At 56.1% G+C, this 25,949-nt stretch carries 22 protein-coding genes and 1 pseudogene; 12 read left to right on the top strand and 11 right to left on the bottom strand.

Annotated features, from left to right (window positions below; translation table 11 throughout):
• Positions 1 to 11: 11 nt before the first annotated feature.
• Together J1G33_RS21970 and J1G33_RS28110 are read left to right on the top strand one after the other, a co-directional pair.
• A complete protein-coding gene (locus J1G33_RS21970; RefSeq protein WP_223018743.1) occupies positions 12 to 419 on the top strand; it encodes a hypothetical protein in 408 nt (135 codons plus the stop codon).
• A gap of 18 nt (positions 420 to 437) precedes the next feature.
• Positions 438 to 635, top strand: coding sequence for a hypothetical protein (locus tag J1G33_RS28110; RefSeq protein WP_347709542.1), 198 nt, complete (start codon positions 438 to 440; stop codon positions 633 to 635).
• Between the two features lie 101 nt (positions 636 to 736).
• Here the strand turns inward: J1G33_RS28110 and J1G33_RS21965 are convergent, their stop codons facing one another.
• From J1G33_RS21965 to J1G33_RS21955, 3 genes are all read right to left on the bottom strand, one after another.
• Positions 737 to 1,786 carry a hypothetical protein gene (locus J1G33_RS21965; protein WP_347709543.1) on the bottom strand — a complete coding sequence of 350 codons (1,050 nt, stop codon included), beginning with the start codon at positions 1,784 to 1,786 and terminating at the stop codon, positions 737 to 739.
• A gap of 18 nt (positions 1,787 to 1,804) precedes the next feature.
• A complete protein-coding gene (locus J1G33_RS21960) occupies positions 1,805 to 2,422 on the bottom strand; it encodes a hypothetical protein (RefSeq protein ID WP_223018741.1) in 618 nt (205 codons plus the stop codon).
• A gap of 321 nt (positions 2,423 to 2,743) precedes the next feature.
• On the bottom strand, positions 2,744 to 3,193 hold the full coding sequence (locus tag J1G33_RS21955) for a hypothetical protein (protein WP_223018740.1): 450 nt from the start codon (positions 3,191 to 3,193) through the stop codon (positions 2,744 to 2,746).
• 544 nt (positions 3,194 to 3,737) lie between these two features.
• On the opposite strand from J1G33_RS21955, the gene J1G33_RS21950 reads away from it, so the two are divergent.
• Positions 3,738 to 4,124: a hypothetical protein gene (locus tag J1G33_RS21950; RefSeq protein ID WP_223018739.1), complete on the top strand. Its 387-nt coding sequence runs from the start codon at positions 3,738 to 3,740 to the stop codon at positions 4,122 to 4,124.
• 249 nt (positions 4,125 to 4,373) lie between these two features.
• On the opposite strand, the gene J1G33_RS21945 is transcribed toward J1G33_RS21950, so the two are convergent.
• The 8 genes and pseudogenes from J1G33_RS21945 to J1G33_RS21910 form a co-directional block, all read right to left on the bottom strand.
• Entirely contained in the window at positions 4,374 to 4,934 is a 561-nt protein-coding gene (locus J1G33_RS21945; protein WP_223018738.1) for a hypothetical protein, read from the bottom strand.
• A gap of 66 nt (positions 4,935 to 5,000) precedes the next feature.
• The gene (locus J1G33_RS21940) at positions 5,001 to 5,507 is read right to left on the bottom strand and encodes a hypothetical protein (RefSeq protein ID WP_223018737.1); all 507 of its coding nucleotides are present in this window, start codon (positions 5,505 to 5,507) and stop codon (positions 5,001 to 5,003) included.
• Positions 5,504 to 7,633 (bottom strand): site-specific integrase, encoded by a 2,130-nt coding sequence (locus J1G33_RS21935; RefSeq protein ID WP_223018736.1) that lies wholly within the window; start codon positions 7,631 to 7,633, stop codon positions 5,504 to 5,506. The genes J1G33_RS21940 and J1G33_RS21935 overlap by 4 nt, the downstream gene beginning before the upstream one ends.
• The gene (locus J1G33_RS21930; RefSeq protein WP_223018735.1) at positions 7,630 to 10,071 is read right to left on the bottom strand and encodes a tyrosine-type recombinase/integrase; all 2,442 of its coding nucleotides are present in this window, start codon (positions 10,069 to 10,071) and stop codon (positions 7,630 to 7,632) included. The genes J1G33_RS21935 and J1G33_RS21930 overlap by 4 nt, the downstream gene beginning before the upstream one ends.
• A gap of 332 nt (positions 10,072 to 10,403) precedes the next feature.
• Positions 10,404 to 11,666, bottom strand: a complete 1,263-nt coding sequence (locus tag J1G33_RS21925; RefSeq protein ID WP_223018734.1) for a tyrosine-type recombinase/integrase — start codon at positions 11,664 to 11,666, stop codon at positions 10,404 to 10,406.
• Between the two features lie 121 nt (positions 11,667 to 11,787).
• Positions 11,788 to 12,312, bottom strand: a pseudogene (gene nadE / locus J1G33_RS21920) (NAD(+) synthase); the annotation flags it as partial.
• Positions 12,313 to 12,315: 3 nt separating this feature from the next.
• Complete coding sequence (pncB, locus tag J1G33_RS21915; RefSeq protein ID WP_005784275.1) at positions 12,316 to 13,530, bottom strand: nicotinate phosphoribosyltransferase; 1,215 nt, start codon at positions 13,528 to 13,530, stop codon at positions 12,316 to 12,318.
• A 207-nt stretch (positions 13,531 to 13,737) separates the two neighbouring features.
• On the bottom strand, positions 13,738 to 14,628 hold the full coding sequence (locus J1G33_RS21910) for a LysR family transcriptional regulator (protein ID WP_223018733.1): 891 nt from the start codon (positions 14,626 to 14,628) through the stop codon (positions 13,738 to 13,740).
• 153 nt (positions 14,629 to 14,781) lie between these two features.
• On the opposite strand from J1G33_RS21910, the gene J1G33_RS21905 reads away from it, so the two are divergent.
• The 9 genes from J1G33_RS21905 to J1G33_RS21865 all read left to right on the top strand — a co-directional run bounded on the left by J1G33_RS21905 (position 14,782) and on the right by J1G33_RS21865 (position 25,871).
• On the top strand, positions 14,782 to 16,272 hold the full coding sequence (locus tag J1G33_RS21905; RefSeq protein ID WP_223018732.1) for an aldehyde dehydrogenase family protein: 1,491 nt from the start codon (positions 14,782 to 14,784) through the stop codon (positions 16,270 to 16,272).
• 170 nt (positions 16,273 to 16,442) lie between these two features.
• On the top strand, positions 16,443 to 17,726 hold the full coding sequence (locus J1G33_RS21900) for an FAD-binding oxidoreductase (protein WP_223018731.1): 1,284 nt from the start codon (positions 16,443 to 16,445) through the stop codon (positions 17,724 to 17,726).
• Positions 17,727 to 18,100: 374 nt separating this feature from the next.
• A complete protein-coding gene (locus J1G33_RS21895) occupies positions 18,101 to 19,237 on the top strand; it encodes a branched-chain amino acid ABC transporter substrate-binding protein (protein WP_032878167.1) in 1,137 nt (378 codons plus the stop codon).
• 201 nt (positions 19,238 to 19,438) lie between these two features.
• Complete coding sequence (locus J1G33_RS21890) at positions 19,439 to 20,353, top strand: branched-chain amino acid ABC transporter permease LivH (RefSeq protein ID WP_223018730.1); 915 nt, start codon at positions 19,439 to 19,441, stop codon at positions 20,351 to 20,353.
• Positions 20,354 to 20,355: 2 nt separating this feature from the next.
• Complete coding sequence (gene livM / locus J1G33_RS21885; RefSeq protein ID WP_223018729.1) at positions 20,356 to 21,633, top strand: high-affinity branched-chain amino acid ABC transporter permease LivM; 1,278 nt, start codon at positions 20,356 to 20,358, stop codon at positions 21,631 to 21,633.
• On the top strand, positions 21,630 to 22,505 hold the full coding sequence (locus J1G33_RS21880) for an ATP-binding cassette domain-containing protein (protein ID WP_005784285.1): 876 nt from the start codon (positions 21,630 to 21,632) through the stop codon (positions 22,503 to 22,505). The genes livM and J1G33_RS21880 overlap by 4 nt, the downstream gene beginning before the upstream one ends.
• Positions 22,502 to 23,218, top strand: a complete 717-nt coding sequence (locus J1G33_RS21875; RefSeq protein WP_005784287.1) for an ABC transporter ATP-binding protein — start codon at positions 22,502 to 22,504, stop codon at positions 23,216 to 23,218. Before J1G33_RS21880 ends, J1G33_RS21875 begins: the two co-directional genes overlap by 4 nt.
• A gap of 823 nt (positions 23,219 to 24,041) precedes the next feature.
• On the top strand, positions 24,042 to 24,809 hold the full coding sequence (locus tag J1G33_RS21870) for an SDR family oxidoreductase (RefSeq protein WP_186562749.1): 768 nt from the start codon (positions 24,042 to 24,044) through the stop codon (positions 24,807 to 24,809).
• Between the two features lie 156 nt (positions 24,810 to 24,965).
• A complete protein-coding gene (locus J1G33_RS21865) occupies positions 24,966 to 25,871 on the top strand; it encodes a cation diffusion facilitator family transporter (protein ID WP_005784289.1) in 906 nt (301 codons plus the stop codon).
• Positions 25,872 to 25,949 lie beyond the last annotated feature (78 nt).

Raw genomic sequence — 25,949 nt, 5'->3', positions numbered from 1 at the left:
AGGTAACTCAAATGCCCGACGAAGAACTCCGCGAACTGGAGGCCATGAGACGAAAGGCTTTGTGGATGCTTGCGAACATATCTCCAGGCGATTCGAAGGCGTTCGATGCTTTATCCATACTCGATGACCTTGACCTTCAAGAGCGAAAAGACTCCCCTCATGCTGACAAGGCACTCGAGCTCAACCAGCTTCGGGATTGTGTCACGCTGCAGCATCACAACTCCGGAATCGACATCATCCTGGAGCAGACTATTCCGCAGCCATGGAGGGAGCGCTTCAATCAGGCGAGTATCGGGTCGACCAGATTGTTAGATGGGCCTTACGCTGCGGACTGGTATAAATTCCTGGCTTGTTGGGAATCAGAGATGCAGCACCTCGAGGCACACAAAGCTGCCTGCAGCAAGCTCAAGCTGGATTGATGCAGACGGAGAATAGACGTGGAACGAGACGGCGATGCCACCGTGTATCGCGATATCCAAATGCCAGTGGCTCAAGGGCGAGAGCTATTGGAGTTATTGAACGCCCTGCGAGAGTCGAAAGCTCATCCACGTCTCGACAGAGTCTTCGAACACATGCAGTACGAGCTCAGTACGCCCATCGATTTCATATATTGCTTGCCAGCGCGGAGGCTTTGATGTCAGTGGGAACTCTTTATCGAAGTGTGGAAGTTCGCGGTCATATCCGATGGGCCTGTTAGATAGAGCGGCCAGATAGCTCTGAGAGGTGGTTTTTTAGACTAACGCTTCCGTGCCCGCCATATTTCTTCGATGTCCAGATTGGCTAAGGCATCGCGCATCAGCGTAAAGGCGTTGTCCGAAAACTGGGGAATACGAGTCGATCCAAATTCGAATACGTTACGGCACTTCAAATCTTCGTCTATGCCCAGATGTGCTCGTAGCGCTTTGGCTTTAGGTTGGGAAAGCCCGACCTTCTTCGCGAGATCGGCTGCTCCAAGATGAAATTTTTTCTGTAGATCTAACTCACGCACTGCCGCAGCCTCTGCTGGGTCATCTCCGCCGATATATCGTACAGGCGCACCTACTTTTTTCGTGAAGTGAACAACCAAGTTCACCCCTTCGCCGTCAGTACGAGTGCCCACCATCGAAAGACGAGGGAACACTTCATTGATGCCTTGGCCGCCACGCACTGCCTTTTCTACCCGATCAATATCGCGCTCGGATACTTCTACTTCTTCCACCGCGATGGATTCCATGGCCAGCATTGAACGTATACGGCCACGTGCTTCATCACGTTGACGTCTTCCCGGCTCCAACAAATCCCTAATCAGGTTGTATTCCCTGTCCACTAAAAACTCAAAATCACCTGGCGGCATAGTCGACACTGGCAGTACGCGAGCCGGAATGTGATCAATCAGGCTAATCTCTAATGCTCGGAGCAGGTAGGCATCAAATGCCGTTATCAACGCCCTAGTGTTGAGGTAAAGTAAGTCCTCGGCAACAACCACCGACCAATGTTGGGCAGCATCACGCAGACTATCCACCGCGCGCATCACACCGGCTTCTTCTTGAGTCAGACCATAGTGGGCAATGCAAAGCCCAAGGCTTTTGTCGAACGAAATTGAGCGCCCTGTAACCTTATCGAATACTTTGGCCTTGTTCTGAACAAGGACTGCCTTGAGCAGCATTTCACAGGCGTGCTGAAGGTGGAGCAATACGGTAGTGATACGGCCATCGTCGTCAAAGCTATTGAAGGACTGCATCCCGATACGAAGGGAACTGACAGCTTTGATCTTAAGGGTTCGTGCGTCCCGTAAAAGCTTCATTATTCACTCCTTCGATCATGGTCAAACGCCGGGATTGATCGGGTTTCGCACTACGGGGTGAGAGCTGAATTCTTCATCAATTCTCTGCAACCAGTCGGGGTTTTCGGATTTCCGGCCTGAGCCCACGATTATCTTCAGCGCGCACTCCCGACATTGGTCGAGCAGTGAGTAAGGGATTTGCTGTAGCAGCCCTTTGTACTCATCAACGTCACCATCGCGGTATCGATAAAGGTCTGCGCACCACAGGTTGTTAATCCACTCGGTGATATCTTCTCCGGAGTGCTGTGATGTACCCACTAGGACGTTGACGAAATCGACGATCCGAGGGCGCTCGCGCTTACCGAATCCTCGAGTGGTGAGACAGAAAAATTTCACCGACTTGATAGCCTGTCGGTACTTCCAGGTCAGCGAGTCCAGAGACTGCTCGTCACTCATCTCTGGCACAAGCCTATACGGGTTAATCAACTCTCCCGTGTCTCGAGCTACCGCATGAATTATTCGATTTACATTAAATGATCGCCATTCATCACGGGTGTGGCAAAACGCGCCAATGAGAATATCGTTTTCCTTTTGCAGATCCGAGATTTCCCGTTCGGTAATGCAGCCTTCACCGTCTTGATATTTAATGATTATGCGCATGTCATCTCCTGAGACTGTCCCTTCCATAGGACGCAGGATGAAGTCTAGGTGCTAATTCCTTACGCCACATCTTCCTCATCAAGCCATCGCTTAGATACCGCTATCTTTTCACCAGGCTTTTGTACCGTTCTCGTGACGCCAGGATCTGATCTCTGAGTTCTTCAGGATCAATCCTCATGCCGCCTCCTGGTGTTGTCTGAAGCGTTTGCAGGCTGTTCACAGCTTTGATGAATTCTCGTTCTTCTGCCTGTACCCAGGCAGGCCCTTTGTCTGTCCAAAAGAACCATGCCATCGCCGGCCTCGCCTCTGATTGATTCGAGATCAGAGTGGGTGGGCTGCTGGCAATGTGCACTCGTCAATGAATCCTTTGCCTACATACTCCCTGTGAAGCAGCTCAGCTCGCTCAACTGCATGCCTATGAGAGTCTGCAGGTATCTCGCCAGGCTCAGCAGGAAAATCGCTTGGCTGCATCGCTCGGAGGATATACAGCTCCTCTAGATTCTCTTGAGCTTGCCTGGTGTACCTATCTTGAAGTGCCTCGGCGACGTCTTTGAAGCCAGCGCTTGACGGGCCGTTGTCCCAGTACCACTGCTTCATATCCTGATAGATCTGAAGATGGACGCTGTCGAACCCTCCGCGATGCTCATCAATGTCGAATGTGTACCTACCGGGATCAAGCTGATAGAGGACGAGCTCTTGCAGCAGATAGGCTGTTCCATACATGCCGTTGAGGAGGATTTCGCGATGTATTACGTATGGTGACTGTTGCATCAGTGACCTCTCGCGGAGCTAAGGCAACTCCTGTTTGGGGGGACTTCTGATTTGTTATGCAACTAGGCAGGCGGAGCGCGCAGGCTTGAGGATAGAAGTCCGAAGGGCCAGGACGGCGAAGCGCTGCTTGGCTGCTATTGTCATCACCTAGAGGTCGGCGTCGATCCAATGGAGAGAGCTCAACATGAGGTAGTTGAAGGTGTCATCGAGTGTTACGGGGGCGCTATCGGGGCGAAACGAGGATGAAAAGGTCATGCCAGCATCTCTCTTGGGTGATTGCGAGAAATGAAGACCATGGGGTGCAGTTGGTCAAGGTTATGAAGGGTAGTTTTTTGGTTTTCCGACGAGAAATCAGTATCTTGCGAGCATACCCTTACGACTTACCCGCCGTTTGTTAGGGACGACTTCATGCTCGTCTTTCCTAGGCTGTGCAGGGACAGTCGCAACCTTCAAACAGGAGCAGCAAGGTGGAACGGCCTTCTTTTTTATCGATTTCGAGGCATCAGGGATAGCCCCAGATAGCTATCCCATTGAGGTGGCTGTCGTGTCGAATGAAACCTGGTTCAGTTCGTTGATAAAGCCAGCCCGCTATTGGACGCACTGGTCGTTCGATGCGCAAGACATGCATCGTCTCACTCAGGATCATTTACTTCAGGAAGGTGATGCCCCACCCACCGTGGCGGAACGAATGAATCAGCTGTTTTCAGGGCAGGTGCTTTGCAGCGACTCACCTCAAGATGTTTTTTGGCTCGATGTCCTCTACGAAGCAGCAGACCTGATGCCGACCTTCGAGTTGAAGCCTTTGGAAGTGTTTGTGGGTCGGGAGGCTGCCAGTGACATTTATCGCCTACTGCCCACGACTAGGCACCACCGAGCTCTCCATGACGCAACCGCTTTGATGAACGCATGCCGTGCTTTGTTCGAAGCTTGAACTACCGGAGGGGTGGATACCTACCCTCACCTATGCGAAAGCGATGAGTCCATTGAAGTATGGATGTAGCACAGCGTGTGCGACCGCTCGAACCGAAGACAGGTGATCACGTGCCTGGTAGGCATGGCAAGCGGAGCGCGCAGGCGTGTGGGATGGAAGCCCGAAGGGCCGAGACCTTGGCATCGCAAGGGCTCGGTGCACGACAGCCGCTCCCCGCAGGGGCGCGCCCCAACTGAAAGCTCAGGGTCATCAAAGCTCCGCATCCCAAGCATCCATAGCCTCGCTCATAGTCGCGTACCACTGGAGGTCACCGAGCTGTAGGGCATTCGCAATTTGCCTGTTGGTATTGCCGTCGACCCAAGTCGGGAGACTCTCTATGGTTTCTGTGAACAGACTGGCTGTAGCGACAGCGAATCGCCCCGTACTCGTAGACTGGAGGCACATGTAGCGCACAGTAGCGCCGCTCTGCAACCGACGCCAAGCCACTACCTCGATAAAGTCAATGGCGCTCACCGGAGCCTCTACGGTGGGACTCACTAACTGTTCCACCTGGGCATCTGCCGCTGCTCTGAATGATCGGCTAGGCGCTTCTGGCCTGTGGACAAGATGCTTCAACTGCTCACGCGAGGCGACTATCTGGTCGCGCAGCTCTTCGGGGTCGATAGACATGCCGCCCCGGTCGGTGACCGAAAGGGTTTTCAAGCTGTTCGCTGCCAGGATGAACTTGCGTTCTCGCGCTTTCTCCCAGTCAGGGCGACGGTCGTGGTTTATAAAGCACCACAGCTTTGCGAGGAGATTCAATAGGAGCATCTGCTGTCTCAACCGTACAGAAATACTGAATTAGAGAGTCGTAGTAACCGGGGAGAATACTGTGAGCTATCTATTCGGCTGTCGTTGTCCGCTGGCAATTTCCTGCTCCAATACATCGACCATGTTATGTAGCTGCTGATTCTCATGGTGCATCTCGTTGATTTTATGAAGCAGTTTCTGATTCTCTTCCTTGTAGTAATCACGCGCCGCTGCTGTCTGCTTGATCGTCCTCGCCTGCGAAGCACTGTCAGCCCTCGCATCTTGAAGCTGAGTAAACCAGTAGATGATTTCCAGCCTGCTTCGCTCCAACTGCTCCTCGGGTGAGCCAGATGCTGCTTTTGCTGCAGCGTGGTCTTTCTTCTGCTGGGCACGTTTCGCCTTGATCTCTTCGATTCGCGCTTTCGGCCATTGGCGGAAGTAGAGGGTGTTCCGATGCACGTTAGCTAGCTTGGCCAGCCGGCTTATAGTTGCCGGAATGGACGGATCCTTTGCTATTTTTTCCAGAGCTGCTTCAATCGCCCGACTGACAGCCTCAAAGTTTTCCTCATTCTTGGAGTCATAAGCGCTGCTCATACCAACATCTCGATCCCCAGTTGAAGGAGCACTCCTTTGGCCTCTGAAATTGCGAGCTTCATTTGCTCGATGGACAAGGCAGCGTCATCTAAGTCTCGCAGCTCCGCATAGGCTGCAGCAGGATCTGTCTCATACCTCCTGAGGGCCAAGGTATTTTGGACGTAGATTTCTTGCCACTTTGGCGCATTAGCTTCAGTCACCACGGCATTTTTGCAGCGGTTGGGGTTACAGCGCAGTGAACCGATGCAAGGAATTGAGGGATCGTCCAACTCCGTTGCATTGCCATAGCAATAGCCTTGGCCCACGTTGATTACCGCGAAATTCAGCTCAGCCATTCGTTCAAAGATTTCTTTGTTCGAATAACCGGCCTCGAGATAACCCTTAAAATAGTTTTCAAGCCGAGCACGATGCGCGGGAGCGTTCTCGCCTGCATAACCCCCGGCGGGATTCAGGGAATTCATGATGAATTCCGTCTCGGCATGCACTCGACCAGGAGCATCTGGGCCACCACCTGACGTAAGAGCCTCACCAATACCGCCATAGTCAATCGTGACGGTGCCTAACTGATTCCAGCGCACATCTTGGCCGATGGTGCTGGCATGGTGACCAAAGTGTTTGAGCTGGTAGGACATGAACGGCAGGCCCACGGCAGCCCTGAGCATCTGGTTCGCTAACGAATGTCTGAGCGTGTATGGCGATACTTCGATCTCGTCATACTCTTCGACGGTCAAGGTTTTAGACAAAAATGCGCAAAGCTGATGACCTAGACCTGACCCGCTCAGCGAATTCGCCTCATGCTGCATGCCCGGCTTGATGGTATTCATGTTCGAGAAGAGATATGGATTCTGCTTGAACCGGTTCAAGATCTGCAGTGCCTTTACCGCGTCCTTGACGATTGGAATTGCAACCCACATATCGTCGAAGAGTTTCCTGACGGCCTCTCGATTTTTGATGACCCTGCTGGTGATGAGATCGTGTCCAAATTCGTCGACCGTCAGACAGTCATCAATCAAGCAGCCGGAAAGCTCGGACGGCCTCATACCGGTGTACTGACCGATGATGTAGCTTGCGCTGTTGCTGATGTGTGTCAGGTACTCATACAGGTCGTTGTCCATCGGGGCGCGAGTCAATTTACACAGCGCTTCTTTGTCCTTGAGCATGCCAAGGTTTTGAGGCGACCAAAAAACAGGCTCTAGGTTATACAAGTAAGGCTCCACTTCGAGTCCTGTATAACCGCGCGAGGTCAGGCGTATCGCCACATAAATGTCGTAATTTCTCCGCGTGATCTTGGCTTTCTTAGCCTGGTCATAGCCCATCATATCGATCCGGCTCAGCGTATCCTGATCCGAGATGTCCTCTTTCAGCGCTTTAAGGAAATCTACAACTGCGAAAGAACCTTCTCGGGAGCTCTTCTCGAAAATTTTGTTGCTGAACCATTTGCTCCTGGTACGGGTTTGTTTATTTTTGACGCTGTTTTGCTTCCACCCAAGATTCTCCAGGTCGACGTACACCAACGGCCTGGGAAAAAGATTTTCGACAAGGAAGTGAGACCTGAGAACCTGGAAACCATTGAGCATTACTCCCCGGAATGCTCGGTCGAAGACCTCAGCCCCAGTCCGGTAATCTTGTTCGGTAAAGTCTGCGAGGCTGAAATGCGATCCTTCGAAGAAGCGATCCCCATGCTCCACTCGCTTGCGTGCGCACATCTGATTGATAAACGGGATCACAGATTTGAAGATATTCAACACGGTATGGGGTTTGTAGCTTCTAGGCTTCTTGGTATGGCGAAGAGCTCCAGGGATCTCCAGCATGCAAAGGATAGCGATCTTCAGTTCGAAAAGAATTGTGCTGTTCAGGCTCTCATAGATTCCGAAGTCAATCCGGGATTTTGAGCCCTGTATGTCTCTTGCCAAGATATGAGACTCACCGTTGAAGTCCCAGATCAAATGCTTCACGAGGCTCAACTTGCTGGCAGGAAGGTTCATCAGTGCTTCGAGCAACTCAAGTGCGCTCACTCCATCGTTGGAATGAGAGATAGCCACAATGAGCTCATTGCCTAAATAGCCCAAGAACCGCTCACGTACCGCTTTGATCTTGTAAATGAGCGTATCGAATCCAAGGTTCATAGGGACACTGCCTCAATCATCGGGTTAGTGACGATGTGCTCTGCCAACCGGCGAGCCTCCTCCAGCTGTTCCGCCGTGAACCCATGCTCGGAAGGCGTGAGAATGCTGTTCAGTACCTCCAGATTTTCACGGATGACAGTGCCGTATGGTGTTTCTGCGACATTGCTGGTGGACATAATCGAAATGTAGTCCCACTGCATCGCAAATAGGTTTGGCAGGTTGGATACGGTGATGATGGAGTTGCTGCATGACAAGCACTTGTTCAGCAGCGAGCACTTACTGCCTTTTTTGTAGCTCGGCAGCTTTGTGATTTCATCAGGAGGATTTAGGGCGTCCCTGCAACTGACCAAACCTGTCTTAATGATCACCGGTGACGAACTTGTACCTGGGGTACTTGGCTTGTGCTTGGTCGCCGATTTAGCATCCTGGATGATCGTACCTTTGTGAATCTCGGTAAGAGCTTTGGAGTTGACCTCTCGAGCCGTCTTGTTGAATTCCAACTTATCGAGATAATTGATAGTGGTTTTGTGGGATCCGTGACCAAGAATCACTTGGATTTCCCTGATTGAGACGCCCTGCTCAACAAGATCCGCCACAAGACTGGGCCGGAGTCGAGAAGCCGAGATATTCAGATCCTCACCTCCCTCAGTTTTGAGGTTGTGATCCCTGGCAAACTGGTTCATCACATTGTTGATAAGTGTGGAGTTTTCGAACGACTTCACCTTCCTGAATTCGCTTTGTTTCTGGGACTCGTAAATGAACAGTCTTTCTTTGACAGAGCTTTCGGCGAGCTCTCGAATGTGCCGAGTCAGATGAACGACCTCGCTGAAGATCTTCCTGACCTCCATGCTTTGTGCCCGTGTGAGCCACGTCCAATCCGCGTACATGAGATCAAGGTGAAGAACCTTCCCCCCTCCTGACCGCTCTTTCCAATACCGAAGATAAGGCCGTTGGGTCAGTTCGTGGCTCTCTACGAAGTCATCGACGTCCAGGCTCTTCAGAGAGTCGGCGTTAAGGCCTGTTACCTGTGCCAAGCGAGTAATGTAAGGGGCAATCGTCCTAGATGTTATTTGGTAGACTACCCCCCAGCTGGCGTAGGTTTTCGCGACCCCAAGCCCCCCGATTCTCAGTAAACGTGCGAAGCCCTGCTCGTACTTGCTCTCAGCATCCGCCGACCACCTGCTGATGGGCCGACAGTCGAGTTTGTTCTCGAAGATCCACCGAGCGTTTTCTAAGGTGGCCATACCTTTGACGATGTGTCCATTCACGTCCAACGGATCATAGCCGCCATTGAAGGAGACATACTCCTTTGCCAACTCGTTAGTCTGTTGCCGTTCCATGTCACAGGCTTGCTGGATCGCCGTTCTTGTAAACTTAGGATAAGGGCGATACATATCGGTCTGCCGACCGGTGTCGAATCCCTGCACATCGATAAAAGATGTAAGGCCAAAGCCTCGAATCTTGACAGTGCGCTTCAACATTGAGCGGACTGCGGACAAAACCCCATTTGCATAATTCGACGTCAGGGTGCCTGATTCCATTTGGTCTACAAGGTACTTTCTGAACCGCGTTAAGTAGTGGGCCGTGACATATTCACGAGGATCCTCACCTCCCTTGAATCCTACCTCGGTCAAATGCATAGCCATCTGCCGGAAGCCGTCACTGTAGTTTTGCTGGCCGGATGAGGATTTCGACTTCATCGACGCGGCGGCGAACATATGCAGAAGCTTGTTGAAGGGCCGACCGGAGTTTTCCGCCAGATCTCCGAACTTCGAGAGTCCGACCAACCGGAGCTTAGAGAGCGCCTTGGTAACAGAGTCTTTTGGCTTTGCTTCTTGTTTCTTTTGCCGGGCTTCAGTCGCTTGCTCTTTGCCGTTTTTGTAATCAGCATTGATTACGCCAAGGTTCGTCAGGTCGAGGAGGATCTCTTGGAAGGTTTGTTCAACGATGGAGAAATTGGCGCGAGCCTGTTTCAGGTTTTTCATGCCGTCAACCTGGTAAAGGCTGGCTTTCGACGAGATGGTATTGCCGAACCTTGGGATGTTTCGCTTCTCTGTCTCACTTAGGTTTTCGTACCAGCAGAGAAGTTTGCGGCGCCACTCATTCGCGATTGAGGGGTGGTCGGGGATCACGATCTTTTCCTCGATCATTCGCTGGATGATTGAGTCGAGGATGTCTTCCCTAGTGTTGAAGGTGTTGCCGCTCGTTTCCAACTCTTTTAAGAGATACGTGTAAGCCGGCCTCAGCTTTCCCCTTTGAGAAAGCTGCACGTTCAAGAGAGATTGGCGGCTGCTTTTGATCCTTGTGGCCCAAGTCTGAATCGCCACAGTGACTTCGGATTTCAAACGTTTCGGGCGTCTGGCTTGGCTGGGGAGCTCGGCTTCGGTGTGAGCATGAGCTGCTGCTAGCTCATCGGGCGATTGATGAGTAGTGCTCATTTTTGGCTTCTTTGGGCGTACAGGTGGGCACAGAGCAGCATGAGGGTTCCTCCCGGTTTGTAGCCGGAAATGAACACCATAGCGAAGCGATGGTCAAGCAGGTTAAAGTAAAAAAACCATGTAAATCAATGATTTAAGGGTATGCTGTTAGCATACCCTTAAGCTAAGCCGTTGTCCTGCCGGGCTTTTTCGTCGCTATGTCGTGCCCAGCTGCGTCAGAAATTGCTGGGGAGTTTTTACGGACGAAAGTAAGGGACTACGGCGAGGTCGCTGGTTTGTTCAAGTGATCCGTTCAGCGTGGAAAACTATACTGGCGGGTGTGGTCTGAGATATTACTTTCTATCACCGGTTTTGATTCGTTTGGTCGTCCGCTCGCGCAGTACCTGCATCTCTCCGCATTTGGTCTTGATGAGTGAGTCAGGCTTGCAGAGCTTTTGGTAGATGTCATGAGGGATCTGGGTGTAGCCCTCAGATGTGGTGGAGTGGCTGTGACCATGCCCTATCGAAAGCATTCCGAGGCGCTCGAAATAATCCTTTCCCAGATCTGGGCTTGTGAGTAGGAGATACGCCGAGCCATGACGAAATTTGTGCGCCGAGATCTTTCGCTTGGTCTTCCCAGCCTTCTGGGCGCGCTTGCTTACACGCTCAATAAGCTTTTCAACGCTCTTGGTGGTATAGGGCTTCCCATGTGAATTGAAAAACGCAGGCGTCTTACTTGGGTCTCTTATCCGCTGGCTATGTCGGTGGTAGAGCGGTGTTCTGTGATAGTTCTCGATGCGCTCCAGGGTTGTCCTACTGACGAGTGTTATCCTAGGCTTTTTTGCATTTTTTCTACCCTTGCTTCCCAAGATATGCAACGGACTGTAATCCGCATTCACCGGGATATTACTGTCAGCGGAAACATACTGGAGCTTCTGGTACTCAAGTGCATTGCGGATATCCTGAAGCGTGATATGAGGCAGCTCAGACTCTCGAATGCCAGAGTCGTATATCAACTGCAGCATGCACCTTTCTCGTTCTGAGTGTGCATGCAAGATCAACTGTTCAAGCTCAAGCATGCTGCACGGTTGGACGATTTCTTTTGTGTGTGCCTTGCCAGGGCGAATCGGCCCGTGCTCATAAGGATTATCAGTCCGGAGAGGTGGCTGATCGTTAAGGCTGATGCTCAGGTGGTTGCTGAACAAATGATTGTATGCAGCATCTCGACCCTGCACTGTCTTGGGGGCTAGGCCCGCAGCATCCAGACGACCCAAGTACACTTCGAGATTACCTAATCCGATACTCAGTAGGAGGTCGTCTCTGACGGTGGTCTCGTACTCAGGCTTTCTCCTCTGGTCATCTAGCAGGTAAGAGATACGCCTTGCATAGGACACAACGGTTTTGTCCGCGAGTAAGGTGTTTCTGTAGTTCCGGCAAAGGTAGGAGGACACCAAGGGCAGAAGCTGTTCATCGTTACCGATCAACGCGCACCCTGTCACTTTCACGCTTGGTTCACTGCCCTCTGGCTGAGCTAAGAACTGCTCACGGTATGGGCCGCTGGCAAGGATTGAATTGCTAAGGTCGAGCTCTCTTTCTCGTACATCAACCACTTTCATGATCTGACGCCCCACTCATCAACTCAGGATGTTTGGTGTGGAGTATGACTCACGGATCAGATTCTGGATGGACTTGAGGCGAGTGCGTTAGTGATTGTGCACTTCAGTGTAGGGGGGTAGAAATCACCGCTTCCGCCGCATGGTCGGTACCAATGACCAGGCCACTGGCCGCGCCGGCGATGGTGTACTGCGCCACCATGCGCATACGCGCCTTGGTGTTGCCCAGTACGAAGTCGCGGGACACCGCCGCCTTGCCTTCAAACGCTGCGACTTCATTGGCCAGGGCTTTGACCGCCGGGCCGATGTTGACGGTGTGGCGCTCGTCTGGCTCGATGAAGTCCACCGAAGCTTGGGCTTCGTGTTCGTCGAACTGGGTTTCATAGGGCAGGCGCACGGCGATAAAGCGATAAGCCTCATCGCCAGTGCTGGCGCGCAGTTCCTGCACGGCACGTTGGGCCAACAGGCCTGCGGTCAGGGAGTCGACGCCGCCGCTGATGCCCAGCACCAGGGCCTTGAGCCCGGAATTGCGCAGGCAGTCCTGGATAAAGGCTACGCGCCTGGCGACTTCTGCCTCCAGTGCGGCCTGGTCTTTGAACGGCGCTTGCACCTTGAGCTGCTGCGCAATCTCACGCTGTACGGCTTGCATGCTTCACTCCTTGCTGGATAGGGCAGGTACTTTGAAAACGTGACGCAAATAGGCGACAAAATTCGGGTCGGTGCAATGGGTCTTGCCCGCTTCATCGGAAATCTTGGCGACGGGCTGGCCATTGCAGGCGGTCATTTTAAGCACGATGCTCATCGGTTCCACCCCCGGAATGTCGCAGGTGAGGTTGGTGCCGATACCAAAGCTCACATTGATCCGACCCCGCAATGCGCGGAATATTTCCAACGCCTTGGGCAGCGTCAGACTGTCGGAGAACACCAGGGTCTTGCTCATCGGCTCGATGCCCAGCTTGTGATAGTGAGCGATGGCTTTTTCCGCCCACTGAATCGGATCACCGGAGTCGTGGCGCAGGCCGTCGAACAGCTTGGCGAAGTACAAGTCGAAGTCGCCGAGGAAGGCGTCAGTGGTGATGCAATCGGTCAGGGCAATGCCCAGCAGGCCACGGTACTCACGCACCCAGCAATCCAGGGCGGCGATCTGGCTGTCGATCAGGCGTGGGCCGAGTTGCTGGTGGGCCATGATCCATTCATGGGCCATGGTACCCAGCGGTTTCATATCGAATTCGCGAGCTAGGTGCACGTTGCTGGTGCCGACAAAGCGCCCTGGGAAGTCGTGTTTGAGCACGCTTACCACTTCTTCCTGCACGCGGTACGAGAAGCGGCGGCGCGTGCCGAAGTCGGCCACTTGCAGTTCCGAGAGTTCATCGCTGGCGGCATTGGCCGTCAGCCAATCGAACTTGCGGTACAGCTGTTCGCGGGCCTGTTCGAGGATCACGGTCTGGTAGCGATAGCGGTTACGCACTTCGCTGACGATGGCCAGCATCGGCACTTCAAACAGGATCACATGCAGCCACGGTCCGCGCAGGCGGATAAACAACTCACCGTTCTCGATACCGGTCTGCACATACCGCAGATTGAAGCGGAACAGCCCGAGGAAGCGCAAAAAATCCGGCTTCATAAAGCTGATGCGTTCCAGAAAACCCAATTGATCGGGGCTCAGGCTCAACTCGGCGAGGCGTTCGATCTGGTAACGGATCTCCGCCAGGTACGGGCGCAGGTCTTCGCTGTTGCGGCAACGGAACTCCCATTCAACTTCCACATTGGGGTAGTTGTGCAGCACCGCCTGCATCATGGTCAGCTTGTAGAAGTCGGTGTCGAGCAGGTTCTGCACGATGCGATCGGCAAACACACTCTCGCTCATAACGGGAATCTCCAGACGGCTCGGCGATGGGCGCCGGCCTTTACGCACAATTAAGGAAGGGGGCTAGTGGCGCATAGACGTGGGTCGGTTTGCCAGTGATTTTTTTGCCACGGCCACTGGCGCTATCGGGAGCAAGCCCCCTCCCACAGGTTGAAATGCGTTCCAAATGTGGGAGGGGGTTTGCTCCCGATAGCGGTATTCCAGGCACTAAATAACCTGCTCAAGCATCCACTTCACAAATTCCCTGACCTTCGGCACCTCCGCCGAATGCTCCGGATAAGCCAGGTAATACGCATCCTGGCTCGGCATCGCATGTTGCCAGGGAATCACCAGCTTGCCCTCGGTCAACTCCTCTTCCACCAGAAAGCGCGGCAACAGCGCCACGCCACAACCCACTTGCGCGGCCCGAATGCACATATAGAAGGTGTCGAACCGCGGCCCGTGGTAGCTGTGCTCGGTGTGGAAGCCCTGGCTGGCGAACCAGTCATGCCAGCCCTGGGGCCGCGAGGCGTTTTGCAGCAACACCAGGTCGCTCAGTTGCGTGGGGTCGGTGAAAGGCTGCGTCGGCAGGCTCTCCGGCGCGCATACCGGCACCAGCTCTTCACTGAACAGCTTCAGGCTCTCGGTACCAGGGCGTGCGCCCTGGCCGAAATAGAACGCCATGTCAGCCTTGCCTTGCAGCAGCTCGTCCGGCTGCTGTTCGTTGCACAGGTCCAGGTGGATCTGCGGGTGACGCAGGCGCCAACCCTTGAGGCGCGGCACCAGCCAGCGCGCGCCGAAGGTATAGGGCGTGGACACGCGCAGCACCTCGGTCTCGCCTCCGTAGGAGCGCAGGTAATGGGTAGACATCTCCACCTGGGTGAGGATCTTGCGCACTTCCACCAGGTACAGATCGCCCGCCGGGGTCATCTGCAAGCGGCGGCGTACCCGGCGAAACAGCAGGTGCTGCAACAACTCTTCCAACTGCGCCACCTGTTTGCTCACGGCGCTTTGTGTGAGGTTCAGCTCTTCGGCGGCGCGGGTGAAGCTCAGGTGGCGGGTGGCGGCTTCGAAGCACTGCAGAGCGGTGATCGACGGCAAATGTCTTTTGTTCAGCACGGCTTGCCTCTTTTTATTCTTTGCATGAATAAACGGAATGATATCTCGCCTAATCGTCGTTTGTTGGCAAGTCTTGGGCCAGCTACAAATAGGGCCAGGATCGCCGTGCGTATTGCGGCGCGAATTTTTGTATGCAGATTGAAGGAGTGACCCATGGTTGCCGCATTGCTTGATCGTCTCGGGGTAAACCCGGCGCTGTACCAGGCGGGCAAACAGCCCGTGCATTCGCCGATTGATGGCAGCCGTATCGGCAGTGTGCACTGGGAAGGCGCCGCCGAGGTGGAGCAACAGGTCAGTCGTGCCGAGCATGCATTTGAGGCTTGGCGCAAAGTGCCGGCGCCGCGGCGTGGCGAGCTGGTGCGCCAGTTTGGCGACGTACTGCGCCAATACAAGGCCGAACTGGGCGAACTGGTCTCCTGGGAAGCCGGCAAGATCACCCAGGAAGGCTTGGGTGAAGTCCAGGAAATGATCGACATCTGCGACTTCGCCGTGGGCCTGTCCCGACAGTTGTACGGCTTGACCATCGCCTCCGAGCGCCCAGGCCACCATATGCGTGAAACCTGGCACCCGCTGGGCGTGGTCGGGGTGATCAGCGCCTTCAACTTCCCGGTGGCCGTATGGGCCTGGAACACCGCGCTGGCATTGGTGTGCGGCAACGCGGTGATCTGGAAACCCTCTGAAAAGACCCCGCTCACTGCCCTGGCGTGCCAGGCGCTGTTCGAGCGCGTATTGAGCAAGTTTGATGATGCTCCCGAGTACTTGAGCCAGGTGATCATCGGCGGCCGCGACGCCGGCGCCGCGCTGGTGGACGACCCGCGTGTGGCCCTGATCAGTGCCACCGGCAGTACGCGCATGGGCCGCGAAGTGGCGCCGAAAGTCGCGGCGCGCTTCGCCCGTAGCATTCTTGAACTGGGTGGCAACAACGCGATGATCCTCGGCCCAAGCGCCGACCTGGACATGGCCGTGCGCGCCATCCTGTTCAGCGCCGTCGGCACTGCCGGCCAACGCTGCACCACCTTGCGCCGGCTGATCGCCCATGAATCGGTCAAGGAGGACATCGTCACCCGCCTCAAGGCTGCCTACTCCAAGGTGCGCATCGGTCACCCGCTGGAAGGCAACCTGATCGGCCCGCTGATCGACAAGCAGGGTTTTGACAACATGCAGGACGCCCTGGAGCAAGCCTTGAGCGAAGGCGGCAAGGTGTTCGGCGGCAAGCGCCAACTGCAAGACACATTCCCCAACGCTTACTACGTCTCGCCGGCAATTGTGGAAATGCCCGAGCAAAGCGACGTGGTGTGTACGGAAACCTTCGCGCCGATTCTCTACGTGGTCGGCTACACCGACTTCGCCGAAGCCCTGCGCTTGAACAACGCGGTGCCACAGGGGCTGTCGTCATGCATCTTCACCACGGATGTGCGTGAAGCCGAGCAATTCATGTCGGCGGTGGGCAGTGATTGCGGGATTGCCAACGTCAATATCGGCCCGAGCGGCGCGGAGATCGGGGGGGCCTTTGGTGGTGAAAAAGAGACTGGCGGCGGGCGAGAGTCGGGTTCGGATGCGTGGCGCGGGTATATGCGCCGCCAGACCAATACCGTGAACTACTCGCTGGAATTGCCTCTGGCCCAAGGCATTACCTTCGACTGAGCCCTCGCGTCGAAGTGAGATCAAAATGTGGGGGGGCTTGCTCCCGATAGCAGTGTTTCAGTCAGCAAATCTGTAGCTGACCCACCGCTATCGGGAGCAAGCCCCCTCCCACATTTGATCAGATTTTCAATTCTGAAAAGTTGTTTGTTAGGTCTCATCGGAGTCTGGCAATGGCACTACGCGAAACATGTTTATGGGAACACCTCACCCCCGGCCGGCCGGATCGTGCCGCGCTCAGGGGCGCGCTCAAGGTGGATGTCTGCGTGATCGGCGCCGGTATCACCGGTTTGTCGGCGGCCATTCATTTGCTGGAGCAGGGTAAAAGCGTTGCCGTGCTGGAGGCCCATCGCACCGGCCATGGCGGTTCGGGGCGTAACGTCGGGTTGGTCAATGCCGGCATGTGGATCCCGCCAGACGAGATCGAAGCCGGGTTCGGCACGGCGGTTGGCAGCCAGCTCAACCGCATGTTGGGCGCAGCGCCGGCCCTGGTATTCAGCCTGATCGACAAATACAAGATCGATTGCCAATTGCGCCGCGAGGGCACCTTGCACATGGCCCACAACGCCCGTGGCGAGGCGGATTTGCGCAGTCGTGAAGAGCAATGGAAGCGCCGTGGCGCGCCGGTCGAATTGCTCACCGGGCAGGCGTGTGAGCAAGCCACCGGCACCCAAAAAATCTCCGCCGCCTTGCTCGATCGACGGGCCGGCACCCTGAACCCCATGGCCTACACCACGGGCTTGGCGAATGCCGCCGCAGCGCTGGGCGGGCAGTTGTTTGACCATTCCCCGGTCACCCAGCTTGAGCGCCAAGGTGCCGATTGGTCGGTGCAGACCGCCGAGGGCGCGGTGCAGGCCGCTCAGGTGGTGATCGCCTCTAACGCCTACACCGAAGGCGAATGGACCGAGTTGCGGCGCAATTTTTTCCCCGGCTATTACTATCAGGTGGCGTCAGCGCCGCTGACCGGTGATGCCGCCCGGCAAATCCTCCCCGGTGGCCAGGGCTCGTGGGATACGCGCCAGGTACTGAGCAGCATCCGTCGCGATGCCGATGGCCGTCTGTTGCTTGGCAGCCTGGGCAATGGCAACCAGAAACCTGCCTGGTTCCTCAAGGCGTGGGCCGATCGGGTGCAGCAGCACTACTTCCCGTATCTCAAATCGGTGCAGTGGGAATACACCTGGACCGGCTGCATCGCGTTTACCCCAGACCATCTGATGCGCCTGTTCGAACCCGCCCCTGGCCTGGTCGCAGTCACCGGCTATAACGGGCGCGGTGTGACCACCGGCAGTGTGGTCGGCAAGGCGTTTGCCGACTATCTGTGTCACCAGAATCCCCAGGCCTTGCCGATCCCCTTTGCACCGATGCAGCCACTGGCGGGTGCAGGTCTGCGCAGTTGCCTGTATGAAGCAGGATTCTCGCTGTATCACGCCGGGCAATGTCTGAGGATCGTGATCTGATCAGCGAAATACCGCTCAAAAGCCTGCTTTTTCTTAGCAGGCTACCCATCTGTATTGGTGCAAGGCGTAGCAATCACGCACTGTAAATGTGCAGTTCCGTTACGCACGTTGTTACAGGTGTAGGAACTGTCGTTTATCCCTCTGGTTGCAGCTGCGACCTGGCGGGGTTGTACTTTTTTGGTTCGTTGGTTGCACCTATCGGGGCTAGACGGTTGCACGTCCTGGCAAAAGGCGTCGAAACGCCTGTAATAACAATGACACCGTGTCTTTTTGAAGAATAAAAAAGTAATGGCACGCGGCTTGCTCTGAGCTTTCAGTGAAAAGTTTGAATGCAAGTTGTCGTGCCAAAAATCAAAAATATCGGAGCACCACTCATGTCCCAGACGTTTTACAAGAAAGGTTTTCTGGCCCTCGCCGTTGCAGCGGCGCTGGGTGTTTCTACGTTTGTTCAAGCTGATGTGAAAATTGGTGTGGCGGGCCCGATGACGGGTGCCAACGCCGCTTTCGGTGAGCAGTACATGAAGGGTGCCCAGGCGGCAGCCGACGTTATCAACAAGGCCGGCGGCATCAACGGCGAGCAGATCAAGCTGATTGCCGGCGATGACGCCTGCGAACCCAAGCAAGCCGTGGCCGTGGCCAACCGCCTGGCGGACCAGGACAAGGTGATCGGTGTGGTCGGGCACTTCTGCTCGTCCAACACCATCCCGGCGTCTGAGGTCTACGACGAAGCCGGCATCATCGCCATCACCCCAGGCTCCACCAATCCACAGGTCACCGAGCGCGGCCTGGCCGCGATGTTCCGTATGTGCGGGCGTGACGACCAGCAAGGCATCGTCGCCGGCGACTACATCGTCGATGTGCTCAAGGGCAAGAAAGTCGCGGTGATCAACGACAAGGACACCTACGGCAAAGGCCTGGCCGACGCCACCGCTGCGCAGTTGACCAAGCGTGGCGTCAAGCCGGTGCTGGAAGAGGGCCTGACCCGTGGCGAGAAAGACTTCAGCGCCCTGGTCACCAAGATCCGCTCCCTGGGCGCCGACGTCGTGTACTTCGGCGGCTTGCATCCAGAGGCCGGCCCATTGGTGCGCCAGATCCGTGAAGCGGGCCTCAAAGACGTCAAGTTCATGTCCGATGACGGCGTAGTGACCGACGAACTGGTGGCGACCGCCGGTGGTGCGCAGTACGTCGATGGCGTCTACATGACCTTCGGCGCCGATCCGCGCCTGTTGCCGGACAGCAAGACCGTGGTTGAAGAGTTCCGCAAAAACGGCACCGAGCCTGAAGGCTACACCCTGTATGCCTACGCCTCGATCCAGGCCCTGGCCGCCGGCTTCAACGGTGCCAAGTCCAACAAGGGCGAAGACGCGGCCAAGTGGCTCAAGGCCAACCCCGTGCAGACGGTAATGGGCAAGAAGGAATGGGACGGCAAAGGTGACCTGAAAGTCTCTGACTATGTGGTTTACCAGTGGGACAAGGACGGTAAGTACCATCAGCTGGAAAAACAGAAGTAAGGCTGAGCACCACACTTCCAATGTGGGAGGGGGCTTGCTCCCGATAGCGCAGTGTCAGCCAACACATGCATGACTGACCCACCGAAATCGGGAGCAAGCCCCCTCCCACAGGGAAACGGTGTTGTTATTGAGATCTGTTTTTTCCTCCAGAAGCGCCGCACACCGACAGGTGTGCAGGTGCTCACCGCGTGAGATTGCGTTATGGATGGTATTTTCCTGCAGCAACTGGTCAACGGCCTGACCCTCGGGTCGGTCTATGGCCTGATCGCCATCGGCTACACAATGGTCTATGGCATCATTGGCATGATCAACTTCGCCCACGGCGAGGTTTATATGATTTCCGCTTACCTCGCGGCGATCAGTCTGGCACTGCTGGCTTACTTCGGCATCGAATCCTTCCCGCTGCTCATTCTCGGCACCTTGATCTTCACCGTGGTCGTCACCGGCGTGTACGGTTGGGTCATTGAACGGGTCGCCTATAAACCGTTGCGCAACTCCACCCGACTGGCTCCGCTGATCAGCGCCATCGGCATCTCGCTGATCCTGCAGAACTACGCACAGATCGCCCAGGGCGCCAAGCAACAAGGTATCCCGACCCTGCTGGCCGGCGCCTGGCGCGTCGATATCGGCACTGGCTTCGTGCAACTGACCTACACCAGAGTGTTCATCCTAGTGGCGGCATTCGCCGGCATGGCGTTGCTCACCTACATCATCAAGTACACCAAGCTGGGTCGCATGTGCCGCGCCACCCAGCAAGACCGCAAGATGGCCTCGATCCTGGGCATCAACACCGACCGGGTGATCTCCTACGTGTTCGTCATCGGCGCGGCCATGGCTGCCCTGGCCGGCGTGCTTATCACCCTCAACTACGGCACCTTCGACTTCTATGCCGGCTTCATCATCGGCATCAAGGCGTTTACCGCGGCGGTACTCGGCGGCATCGGCTCCCTGCCTGGGGCGATGCTGGGCGGGATCATCCTTGGTATCTCCGAGTCGCTGTTCTCGGGGTTGATCAACTCTGACTACAAAGATGTGTTCAGTTTCTCCCTGCTGGTGGTGATTCTGATTTTCCGTCCCCAGGGCCTGCTTGGTCGCCCACTCGTGGCGAAGGTGTAAACATGTCTGCTGCCAAATCTATCGATATCAAGAAAAGTGTGGTCGATACGGTCCTCGCCGGGCTGATTTCGCTGATCGTGTTCGGGCCCATCGTCGGCGTACTGCTCGACGGCTACAGCTTCAACCTGGAGCCGCTGCGCGTTGCCACGTTGGTCGCCATCGTCATGGCCGGCCGTTTTGCCCTCAGCCTGTTCCTGCAAACCCCCAAGGGCGTGAAGATTCTGCAGGGTTTTGAAAGCAGCGGCTCGGGTGTGCACGTGCTGCCACCGGACTACAAATCGCGGTTGCGCTGGATCATCCCGGCGTTGATCGTGATCGCCATCGTGTTCCCGATCTTCGCCAACAAATACCTGCTGACCGTGGTGATTCTCGGGCTGATCTACGTGTTGCTCGGCCTTGGCCTGAACATCGTGGTGGGCCTGGCCGGCCTGCTCGACCTGGGTTACGTGGCGTTCTATGCCATCGGTGCCTACGGCCTGGCGCTGGGTTATCAATACCTCGGCCTGGGGTTCTGGACGGTGCTGCCGCTGGCGGCAATCGCGGCGGCACTGGCGGGGTGCATACTCGGCTTCCCGGTGCTGCGAATGCACGGTGACTACCTGGCCATCGTGACCCTGGGCTTTGGTGAAATCATTCGCCTGGTGCTCAACAACTGGCTGTCGTTCACCGGCGGCCCCAACGGTATGCCGGTGCCTTCGCCGACGTTCCTGGGCCTTGAGTTCGGCAAGCGTGCCAAAGATGGCGGCATCCCGTTCCACGAGTTCTTCGGCATCGATTACAACCCCAACATCAAGTTCATGTTCATCTACATCGTGCTGTTTCTGGTGGTGCTGGCCGTGCTGTACATCAAGCATCGCCTCACGCGTATGCCAGTCGGTCGTGCTTGGGAAGCCTTGCGTGAAGATGAAATCGCCTGCCGCTCCATGGGCCTGAACCACGTGCTGGTCAAGCTCTCGGCGTTCACCATCGGCGCTTCAACCGCAGGTTTGGCCGGGGTGTTCTTTGCCAGTTACCAGGGCTTCGTCAACCCGTCGTCGTTTACCTTCTTCGAGTCGGCTTTGATCCTCGCCATCGTGGTGTTGGGCGGCATGGGCTCGACAGTCGGCGTGGTGATTGCGGCATTCGTGCTGACCGTGGCGCCTGAATTGCTGCGCAGCTTCTCCGAATACCGCGTGCTGCTGTTTGGCGTGTTGATGGTGGTGATGATGATCTGGAGACCGCGTGGCTTGATTCGGATCAGCCGCACCGGTGTGACGCCACGCAAGGGGGTAGCGCCATGAGCAAGGAAGTCGTGCTATCTGTCGAACACCTGATGATGCACTTCGGTGGCATTAAGGCCCTGAGCGATGTCAGCCTCAAGGTCGAACGCAACTCGATATTTGCCCTGATCGGCCCCAACGGCGCCGGCAAAACCACGGTGTTCAACTGCCTCACCGGCTTTTACAAAGCCAGCGGCGGCAAGATCGAACTCAACGTGCGCGGCAAGCAAACCAACGTCATCCAGTTGTTGGGTGAGCGCTTTGAGGCCACCGACTTCGTGTCGCCCAAAAGCTTCCTCAGCCGCGTGTACTACAAGATGTTCGGCGGCACCCACCTGGTAAACCGCGCCGGCCTGGCACGGACCTTCCAGAACATTCGCCTGTTCAAGGAAATGTCGGTGCTGGAAAACCTGCTGGTGGCCCAGCACATGTGGGTCAACCGCAACATGCTCGCGGGCATCCTCAATACCAAGGGCTACCGCAAGGCTGAAAGTGATGCCCTGGACTGTGCGTTCTACTGGCTGGAGGTTGTGGACCTGGTGGACTGCGCCAACCGCCTGGCTGGCGAGCTCTCCTATGGCCAGCAGCGCCGCCTGGAAATCGCCCGCGCCATGTGCACGCGGCCGCAGATCATCTGCCTGGACGAACCGGCAGCGGGCCTCAACCCTCAGGAAACCGAAGCCCTCAGCGCGATGATTCGCCTGCTGCGCGACGAACACGACCTCACGGTGGTGCTGATCGAACACGACATGGGCATGGTGATGAGTATTTCCGACCACATTGTGGTGCTGGACCACGGCAACGTGATCGCCGAAGGCGGCCCCGACGCGATCCGCAACGACCCGAAAGTGATCGCCGCCTACCTGGGCGCGGACGAAGAGGAGTTGGTATGAGCGCACCTATCCTCGAAATGAAGGACCTGGACGTGTTCTACGGCCCGATCCAGGCGTTGAAGAAAGTCTCGCTGCACATCAACGAAGGCGAAACCGTCAGCCTGATCGGCTCCAACGGCGCGGGAAAGTCCACGCTGCTGATGTCGATCTTCGGCCAGCCTCGGGCCGAGTCGGGGCAGATTCTGTACAACGGCGTCGACATTACCCACAAGTCGTCCCACTACATCGCCTCCAACGGCATTGCGCAGTCGCCGGAAGGGCGGCGGGTGTTCCCCGACATGACCGTCGAGGAAAACCTGCTGATGGGCACCATCCCCATTGGCGACAAGTTTGCCAGCGAGGATATGCAACGCATGTTCGAGCTGTTCCCCAGGCTCAAGGAGCGGCGTAACCAGCGCGCCATGACCATGTCCGGCGGCGAGCAGCAAATGCTCGCCATCGCTCGTGCGCTGATGAGCCGGCCCAAACTGTTGCTGCTCGACGAGCCAAGCCTGGGACTGGCGCCGATTGTGGTGAAGCAGATCTTTTCTACCCTGCGCGAGCTGGCGTCTACCGGGATGACCATCTTCCTGGTGGAGCAGAACGCCAACCATGCGCTGCGCTTGTCGGATCGGGCGTATGTGATGGTCAATGGCGAGATTCGCCTGACGGGCACCGGTAAAGAGCTGCTGGTGAACGAGGAAGTGCGCAACGCCTACCTGGGCGGTCACTGACCTCAAGTCCAGACACATCACCCCGTGGGAACCTGGCCTTATGTGGGAGCCGGGCTTGCCCGCGATAGCATCACCTCGGTTTAGCTGGCATACCGAGGTGGCTGCATCGTAGGCAAGCCAGCTCCCACCCAAGGCCCGGTTCCCACATTTGTTTTTGCGGTGTCAACAAGCCCTCCACCAAATTGTGGAAAACAAATCCAGCCCACCTCCAAAGCGCGACATATAGCCGCCGCAAATCCCTGTTTTGTCACAGTTTTGACTTGTCCCCATCCACTGTGGAACCGGCTGTGGGTAACGTGGGTGTACTTGGCTGAAAGCCTTTGAATACGGGGTCTGTAGCGTTGTGGTTGTTTTTTGATCGGCGGCTTTTTCTCGACCCTCTACCGGCTTTGTCAACCTGTTTAAAGACACAGGTATATGACCGGAATATGTCCATCCAGCCTGTGGATAAGTCTGTGACTAAACTCTGGAAAGACGCCCGCAGGGGCCGGAATGACTGGCCTGAAGCCATCGTTGCGTTTTTCCGAATTTTTCAGGGGCTACATACGCCCCAGCCAAGGTCAAGCAAAAAACTTTCTAAAAACGCCTGCAAGCCTTGTACACAGTGGCTTCGAGCGATTTGCACTTGCCCCCAAAGACTGTGGGTGCAGTTGTGGATAACCTGCGCGCATATGGCTGCAGGCCACGGTTTATAAGGCTTTTCTTGGGGTGGTTAAAAAACGCACAGTTGCGTGTGAAGTTACGTGCGTAGCGGTTGCCGCAGCCGCGGCGGAAGGGCATTCTGCTGGCAACTTTTTTCCCCGATGCACTCAAGGAGAACACCATGTCCGACACGCTATTCATTACTGGCGCTACTTCAGGTTTCGGCGAGGCCTGTGCCCGTCGTTTTGCCGAAGCCGGCTGGAAACTGGTGCTCACCGGTCGTCGTGCCGAGCGCTTGAATGCCTTGGTCGAAGAACTTTCCAGGCAGACCGAAGTGCATGGCCTGGTGGTGGATGTGCGCGATCGCAAAGGCATGGAGGAGGCCATCGCCAACTTGCCGCCGTCGTTCGCCAAACTGCGTGGCCTGATCAACAACGCTGGCCTGGCCGTGGGCACTGATCCGGCCCCCAAGTGCGACCTCGACGACTGGGAAACCATGGTCGACACCAATATCAAGGGCCTGCTGACCACTACCAACCTGCTGCTGCCGCGCCTGATTGCTCATGGCCGGGGTGCGGGGATCATCAACCTGGGTTCCATCGCCGGTAACTACCCGTACCCCGGCAGCCATGTGTATGGCGGCTCCAAGGCGTTCGTAAAGCAGTTCTCGCTGAACCTGCGTTGCGACCTGCAAGGCACTGGCGTGCGTGTGACCAACATCGAGCCGGGCCTTTGCGAGAGCGAGTTCTCGCTGGTGCGCTTTGGCGGTGACCAGGCGCGTTATGACGCCACCTACGCAGGTGCCGAGCCGATTCAGCCGCAGGATATTGCCGACACGATTTTCTGGGTGATGAATACGCCGGCGCACGTGAATATCAACCGGTTGGAGCTGATGCCTGTGAGCCAGACCTGGGCTGGGTTTGCGATTGAGCGGGGGGCCAAGGGCTAAGGCGATCGCTTCTGTGGCGAGGGAGCAAGCTCCCTCGCCACAATGTTTTCCGATAGCTTTTAAGTGCGGCAAATCGGCCAAAATGCGGCATAAGGTACACTCCGCTCCTGAAAACCCTTCGCACTGTGCGGTTTAAAGGTTTTGACAGGAGGAAATGTGAGTAACCGAGGTGAGCAGGCACTGCTCAAACAATCGACCATCCTGATGTTCGCCGTGGCGATCGCCGGGATTGTCACGGGTGTCATATCCGGCGCCCAATCCATTTTATTCGACGGCTTTTTCTCGCTGATCGCCACCGCCATCAAGGTGCTGATGCTGATCACGGCCAAGCTGATCGCCAAGAAAAGCAACGAGCGCTTCCAGTTCGGCTATTGGCACCTGGAACCGATGGTGCTGTTGATCGAAGGCAGTTTCCTGCTGCTGATCGCCATCTACGCGTTCCTCAATGGTGTGTTCGGCATCATCAACGGCGGGCGCGAGATCGAGTTGGGGCTGGTGATCATTTATGCGGCGGTGTTTACCGTCGTGGAGTTCGCCTACTTCTTTTATGTGCGCTACCGCAACCGCACGCTTAAATCGTCGCTGATCCAGTTCGACAACATCAGTTGGCTGGTGGACGCAATGCTGTCGGTGGGCTTGCTGATCAGCTTCCTTGCCGCACTGCTGCTCAAGTCCCAGGGCTATGGCGAATGGGCGGTGTACGTCGACCCGCTGATTTTGATCCTGTTGGCCCTGAGTATGCTGGCGCCAGCGTTCAAGATCCTGCGCCCGGCGTTGCGTGAAGTGCTGGGGATCGCGCCGGATCACCTGGACGATAAAGTACGCGAAGTGATGGATGCGGCGCAGGCCAGGCATGGTTTCGATGACTACGTGTCCTATGTGCAGAAGCACGGGCGGGCGCGGTTTATCGAGATTCATGTAGTGCTGCCGGCCGATTACCCAGTGGATAAGGTCGCGACCCTCGACAGGTTGCGCGAAGAGATATCCACAGGGCTGGGCACGCCGGATGCGGCGCGTTGGTTGACGATCAGTTTTACGGGCGATCGCAAGTGGATTGCATAACGTCTGTTAGACCGAGGTGAGGCTATCGCAGGCAAGCCAGCTCCCACATTGATTGGGTTCGCACATTAAGGTGTGGGA

This window comes from Pseudomonas sp. P867, from assembly GCF_019891455.1.
In the GTDB taxonomy this organism is placed as follows: domain Bacteria; phylum Pseudomonadota; class Gammaproteobacteria; order Pseudomonadales; family Pseudomonadaceae; genus Aquipseudomonas; species Aquipseudomonas synxantha_A.
The sequence above is the reverse complement of the archived record's forward strand: the minus strand, read 5'-3'. Positions and strand labels throughout refer to the sequence as shown.